Source organism: Halomonas sp. ND22Bw (assembly GCF_003011945.1).
GTDB classification, from domain to species: domain Bacteria; phylum Pseudomonadota; class Gammaproteobacteria; order Pseudomonadales; family Halomonadaceae; genus Halomonas; species Halomonas halophila.
This window is the reverse complement of sequence record NZ_PXWD01001359.1, coordinates 1-252: the sequence shown is the minus strand read 5'-3', so window position 1 is coordinate 252 and position 252 is coordinate 1. Positions and strand designations below refer to the sequence as shown.

Sequence of the window (252 nt, the reverse complement as noted above, 5' to 3'; positions counted from 1 at the left end):
AACCGTGGAAGCACTCACCGGTTTCGATCACGGCGGCTCGCGCCGGCGTGGTACCCGATTCCCGGTCTCCGACCACACCGCCAAGCAGCTGGCCCGCGCCGGGCTGGTGCGGATCGTCGAGGACCACCCCAAGAAGGTCGCTGGCAGGAAGTCGTCTGCATCGCCAGCGGCCCAAGCCTCACCGCAGACGACTGCGAAGCCGTCCGGGCGTGGCGGCAAGCGGCGCCAGGCCGAGGCGTCATCGTAACGAAC

At 69.4% G+C, this 252-nt stretch carries 1 protein-coding gene; it reads left to right on the top strand.

Annotation, left to right across the window (positions count from 1 at the left end; genetic code table 11):
* A partial coding sequence (locus CVH10_RS26240) for a hypothetical protein (protein ID WP_181244704.1) occupies nt 1-247 on the top strand: 247 nt, incomplete at its 5' end.
* Nucleotides 248-252 lie beyond the last annotated feature (5 nt).